Consider the following 5,413-nt stretch of genomic DNA (forward strand, 5'->3'; position numbering starts at 1 on the left):
GTTTTTAAACCTTACCCAAGCCAATCTGACACAAACGAAAGGCCGTCTGAACAGCCGTAAAACGAAATCAAGGATTTCGGTTACACCATTCAGACGGCCTTAATACGTCCCAATCAGCTTATGTCCCTGCTTTCACGCTTTGCCATTGACGGACCATAAATTTCAACGCCGCAGGTTGGATAGGCATCATGATAAAGCTGTTTTTCAAATCCTCATCAGTCGGGAAAATCGTATTGTCGTTTCTAAACTCTTCATCCATCAGCTCCTGAGCCGGTTTGCTGGACGGCGCATAAGTAACAAAATTGCCGTTTTTCGCCGCAACTTCAGGATCTAAGAAATCATTGATATACGCATGGGCATTGGCCACATGTTTGGCATCTTTCGGAATCACAAACGAATCCACCCAAATCCCCACACCTTCTTTCGGCATCATCACACGGATTTTTTCCTTGCCGCCTGCTTCTTCGGCACGGCGTTTGGCAATGTTCAAATCGCCGCCAAAGCCAATCGTTACGCAAGTATCGCCGCGCGCCAAATCATCGATAAAACCGGACGAGGTAAAACGCTTGATGTACGGACGGTTTTTCTTCAAGACCTCCGTAGCCGCCTTGATATCTGCCGTTTCGCTGCTGTTTGGATTTTTACCCATATAGTTCAACACCATAGGATAAATTTCCGCCGCGCTGTCCAAATAGCTGATGCCGCATTGTTTGAGTTTGGACGTGTATTCGGGGTTAAACACCAAATCCCATTGATTGTCCGGCAGCTGATCCGTGCCCAAAGCCTTTTTCACACGCTCGGTATTGATAGCGAAAGTATTGGTACCCCAATAAAACGGCACCGCATATTCATGCCCCGGATCAACGCCTTCCATCAGCTTCATCAGTTGTGGATTGAGGTTTTTATAGTTGGGAATCAGGGATTTGTCGATTTTCTGATACGCACCTGCCTTAATCTGCCTACCGACAAACGCATTGGAAGGACCCACGATGTCGTAACCCGACTTACCGGTCAACACCTTGCTCTCCAGCGTTTCATCGCTGTCATATACATCATAAGTTACTGCGATACCGTGTTTTTTCTCAAACGCGGCAACCGTCTCGGGATCAACATATTCCGACCAGTTGTAAATGCTCAATATCTTTTGATTATCGGTTTGAGCCGCCTTGTCGGCAGAAGTTTTGTCCGAGCCGCCGCAGCCAGCCAGCGCCAGCGCCAGCGCAGTCAGTACGATGAGGGGCAGATGTTTGGTCATTATCATTCCTTGCGTATCCGGTTGAAAATAGAGAGGCATTATAAAGCAGGCAAGCCCGAGCGGATAGGCTTCATTGTTAAAAGATATCGCCCCGCTTGAGGCCGTCTGAAAGACGGATTGCTGCCAACTTAAAACCTTTCTGCCGATAGCTTGAAATATGGTTTTGCGGTAAGATAACGCCCATTCGTTTTTAATCGCAACGCGCCGTCTGGGCCGTCTGAAATCCTTGTAAAAAATTTATCGAGACATTATGAAAACCACCGAACTACGCCAAAAATTCCTGAAATTTTTTGAATCTAAAGGCCACACCATCGTCCGCTCCTCCTCGCTCGTGCCACACGACGACCCGACCCTGTTGTTTACCAACGCAGGCATGAACCAATTTAAAGACGTATTCCTCGGCTTTGACAAACGCCCATACAACCGCGCCACCACCGCGCAAAAATGCGTACGCGCAGGCGGCAAACATAACGACTTGGAAAACGTCGGCTACACTGCCCGCCACCACACCTTCTTTGAGATGATGGGCAACTTCTCCTTCGGCGACTACTTCAAGCGCGACGCAATCCACTTCGCTTGGGAATTCCTGACTTCTCCTGAATGGTTGAACATCCCTAAAGACAAACTCTTGGCGACCGTTTACGCAGAAGACGACGAAGCCTACAACATTTGGCTGAACGAAATCGGCATGCCTGCCGAGCGCATCGTCCGGATCGGCGACAACAAAGGCGCGAAATACGCATCCGACAACTTCTGGCAAATGGGCGACACCGGCCCTTGCGGCCCTTGCTCCGAAATTTTCTACGACCACGGCGAAGAAATCTGGGGCGGCATTCCGGGCAGCCCTGAAGAAGACGGCGACCGCTGGATTGAAATTTGGAACTGCGTATTCATGCAGTTCAACCGCGACGAACAAGGCAATATGAATCCGCTGCCTAAGCCTTCCGTTGATACAGGCATGGGCTTGGAGCGCATGGCGGCCGTGATGCAGCATGTTCACAGCAACTACGAAATCGACTTGTTCCAAGACCTGCTCAAAGCCGTTGCCCGCGAAACTGGCGCGCCATTCAGCATGGACGAGCCGAGCCTGAAAGTCATCGCCGACCATATCCGCTCCTGCTCATTCCTGATTGCAGACGGCGTATTGCCTTCCAATGAAGGCCGCGGCTACGTATTGCGCCGCATTATCCGCCGCGCCGTACGCCACGGTTACAAACTGGGTCAAAGCAAACTATTCTTCCACAAACTGGTGGCCGATTTGGTTAAAGAGATGGGCGATGCCTACCCTGAATTGAAAGAAAAACAAGTTCAAATCGAAGAAGCGTTGAAAAACGAAGAAAGCCGTTTTGCCCAAACTCTGGAAACCGGTATGGCTTTGTTGGAAAACGCGTTGGCAAAAGGCAGCAAAAAACTCGACGGCGAAATCATCTTCAAACTCTACGATACCTACGGTTTCCCATACGACTTGACTGCCGACATCTGCCGCGAACGCAATATCGAACTGGACGAAGCAGGCTTCGAGCGCGAAATGGAAGCCCAACGCGCACGCGCACGCGCCGCACAAAGCTTCAAAGCTAACGCCCAACTGCCTTACGAAGGCCAAGACACCGAGTTTAAAGGTTATAGCGAACGCCAAACCGAATCTAAAGTCCTCGCCCTCTACAAAGACGGCGAGTCAGTCAACGAATTAAACGAAGGCGACGAAGGCGCCATCGTTATCGACTTTACCCCATTCTACGCAGAATCCGGCGGTCAAGTCGGCGACGTCGGCTATATCTTCGCAGGCGAAAACCGCTTTGAAGTACGCGATACCCAAAAAATCAAAGCAGCCGTATTCGGCCAATTCGGCATACAAACTTCAGGCCGTCTGAAAGTCGGCGACAGCGTTACCGCCAAAGTGGATGACGAAATCCGCAATGCCAATATGCGTAACCACAGCGCGACCCACTTAATGCACAAAGCCCTGCGCGATGTATTGGGCGAACACGTTGAACAAAAAGGCTCTTTGGTTACCGCCGAATCCACCCGTTTCGACATTTCCCATCCTCAAGCAGTAACTGCCGAAGAAATCGCCGAAGTAGAACGCCGCGTCAACGAAGCCATTTTAGCCAACGTTGCCGTCAACGCAGCCATTATGAGCATGGAAGATGCCCAAAAAACCGGCGCCATGATGCTCTTCGGTGAAAAATACGGCGACGAAGTACGCGTACTGCAAATGGGCGGTTTCTCTACCGAATTGTGCGGCGGTACACACGTTTCACGCACCGGTGACATCGGCCTCTTCAAAATCATCAGCGAAGGCGGTATTGCCGCAGGCGTACGCCGTATCGAAGCCATCACCGGCCTGAACGCACTCAAATGGGCGCAAGAACAAGAACGCTTGGTTAAAGACATTATTGCCGAAACCAAAGCCCAAACCGAAAAAGACGTATTGGCGAAAATCCAAGCAGGCGCGGCACACGCCAAAGCATTGGAAAAAGAATTGGCACGCGCCAAAGCCGAACTTGCCGTCCACGCAGGCGCCAAACTCTTGGCCGATGCAAAAGACCTGGGCTCAGCCAAACTCGTTGCTGCCCAAATCGAAGCCGATGCCGCAGCCCTGCGCGAAATCGTGACTGACTTGACCGGCAAATCAGAACAAGCCATCGTATTGCTCGCCGCAGTCAACGACGGCAAAGTCTCCCTGTGCGCCGGCGTATCCAAAGCCTTGACCGGAAAAGTAAAAGCAGGCGATCTGGTTAAATTTGCAGCCGAACAAGTCGGCGGCAAAGGCGGTGGCCGTCCTGACTTGGCACAGGCAGGCGGCAGCGATGTAGAGAAACTGCCCGCCGTGTTGGAGAGCGTGAAAGATTGGGTCAACGCGAAGCTGGCTTGATGTAAGAAAGGCAGCCTGAAAGGTTTCAGGCTGCCTTTTGTGCAAGGATACCGTATGAAAGGCCTTGTTTGGCGTAGGTTGGGTCATGACCCAACAAGTTTTGTGAAATATAAAAATGTTGGATTATGAACCGACATGCTTACGTGTTAATTTATCAATTCAATAGATAAGGTATACAAATGGCTAATAAAAATCGTAGAAGAATTGCAATGTTTGACTTAGAGGCTGTTACTAGTAGTAGAAAGTCCGATAATCCTAACCGTATAGGCGTACAAAAAACTCTAGATTTATTGCAAAAAATTCCAAAAGATGATTGGATTCTAACCTTATGGGATTCGCAGGTAACATTTTATTGTTCTGATTTCAAGATTGAACACCTTAATAATGTAATTATCTATGAGTTTCTATTAAATATCTCTAATAGAACTTTATCTGATCCTATCTTTACAGGACAAAATAGATCAGGGCGAACTCGTAGAATAATTAAAAAGAACCTCAATGATCTAGAAGGGCAGGATTTTTCTAGTCATGTAATTATTAAGTTACCTGAAAATCCTTTGGATACAGCACTCATGTTGGTAGAAGCAGCAAATGGCTTAACAATTAGCAATATTGTTAAATTTTTTAACAAAGTCATAAAGAAAAATGTAAAAGATAAGTTTCCAAATGAATTTAAGCAAACAGATCCTAGTGGAGCTTATGATACAAAAGGAAATCCTTTATTAATAAATGTAGATTATAAATTTGAATATAGAGTACATGCTAACCAAGACTTTATTGACATGATTAATCATGGCCGAGTAAAAAATATTTTCCTGATCGATGAAAGAGAATATCAAACTCCATTGGATCAAAATGGATATTTTACTGAAAAAAGAAAAGTGCTGGAAGTTTCAGCTTCTGGTTTAGATGGCATAAAAAGCAAATGGGATAAAATCAAAAATCTTTTCTCTAGCAAGAAATCTCAATATGGTTCTGCTAAAATTGTTTTAGGGGCAGATGAAAATAGACCTGAAAAAAATATTGATTTTGATATATCAGGATCTCTAACGCATATTATAGGACAAAATTTCTATATTAATAGCGACGTTGAATTATTGTCTTCATATGAGAAGTTTTGTGATCCAATTTTAAGCGAAATGAAAAAGTTAATATTGCCATAATGTCTACTAATAACAGTTATAAATTTATTTTCCGAGTATTTGCATATTTGGCAATCAAAGACTCATGGAAAAATAGTATTGACTGGCACTTACCGATAGGTTTGTCAATACTATCTACTG

General features: G+C 46.6%; 3 protein-coding genes. 2 read left to right on the forward strand and 1 reads right to left on the reverse strand.

The genetic code is table 11. The features are described 5' to 3' along the window. Positions 1-118: 118 nt before the first annotated feature. Positions 119-1,255 carry a polyamine ABC transporter substrate-binding protein gene (locus Q1M25_RS07785; RefSeq protein WP_300483644.1) on the reverse strand — a complete coding sequence of 379 codons (1,137 nt, stop codon included), beginning with the start codon at positions 1,253-1,255 and terminating at the stop codon, positions 119-121. 250 nt (positions 1,256-1,505) lie between these two features. Between Q1M25_RS07785 and alaS the strand changes: the two genes are divergently transcribed. Both alaS and Q1M25_RS07795 read left to right on the forward strand, forming a co-directional pair. Next, positions 1,506-4,130: an alanine--tRNA ligase gene (gene alaS / locus Q1M25_RS07790; RefSeq protein ID WP_300483646.1), complete on the forward strand. Its 2,625-nt coding sequence runs from the start codon at positions 1,506-1,508 to the stop codon at positions 4,128-4,130. Positions 4,131-4,309: 179 nt separating this feature from the next. Next, positions 4,310-5,293 carry a hypothetical protein gene (locus Q1M25_RS07795; RefSeq protein ID WP_300483648.1) on the forward strand — a complete coding sequence of 328 codons (984 nt, stop codon included), beginning with the start codon at positions 4,310-4,312 and terminating at the stop codon, positions 5,291-5,293. Positions 5,294-5,413 lie beyond the last annotated feature (120 nt).

It is taken from the genome of uncultured Neisseria sp., from assembly GCF_951230505.1.
Lineage (GTDB): Bacteria > Pseudomonadota > Gammaproteobacteria > Burkholderiales > Neisseriaceae > Neisseria.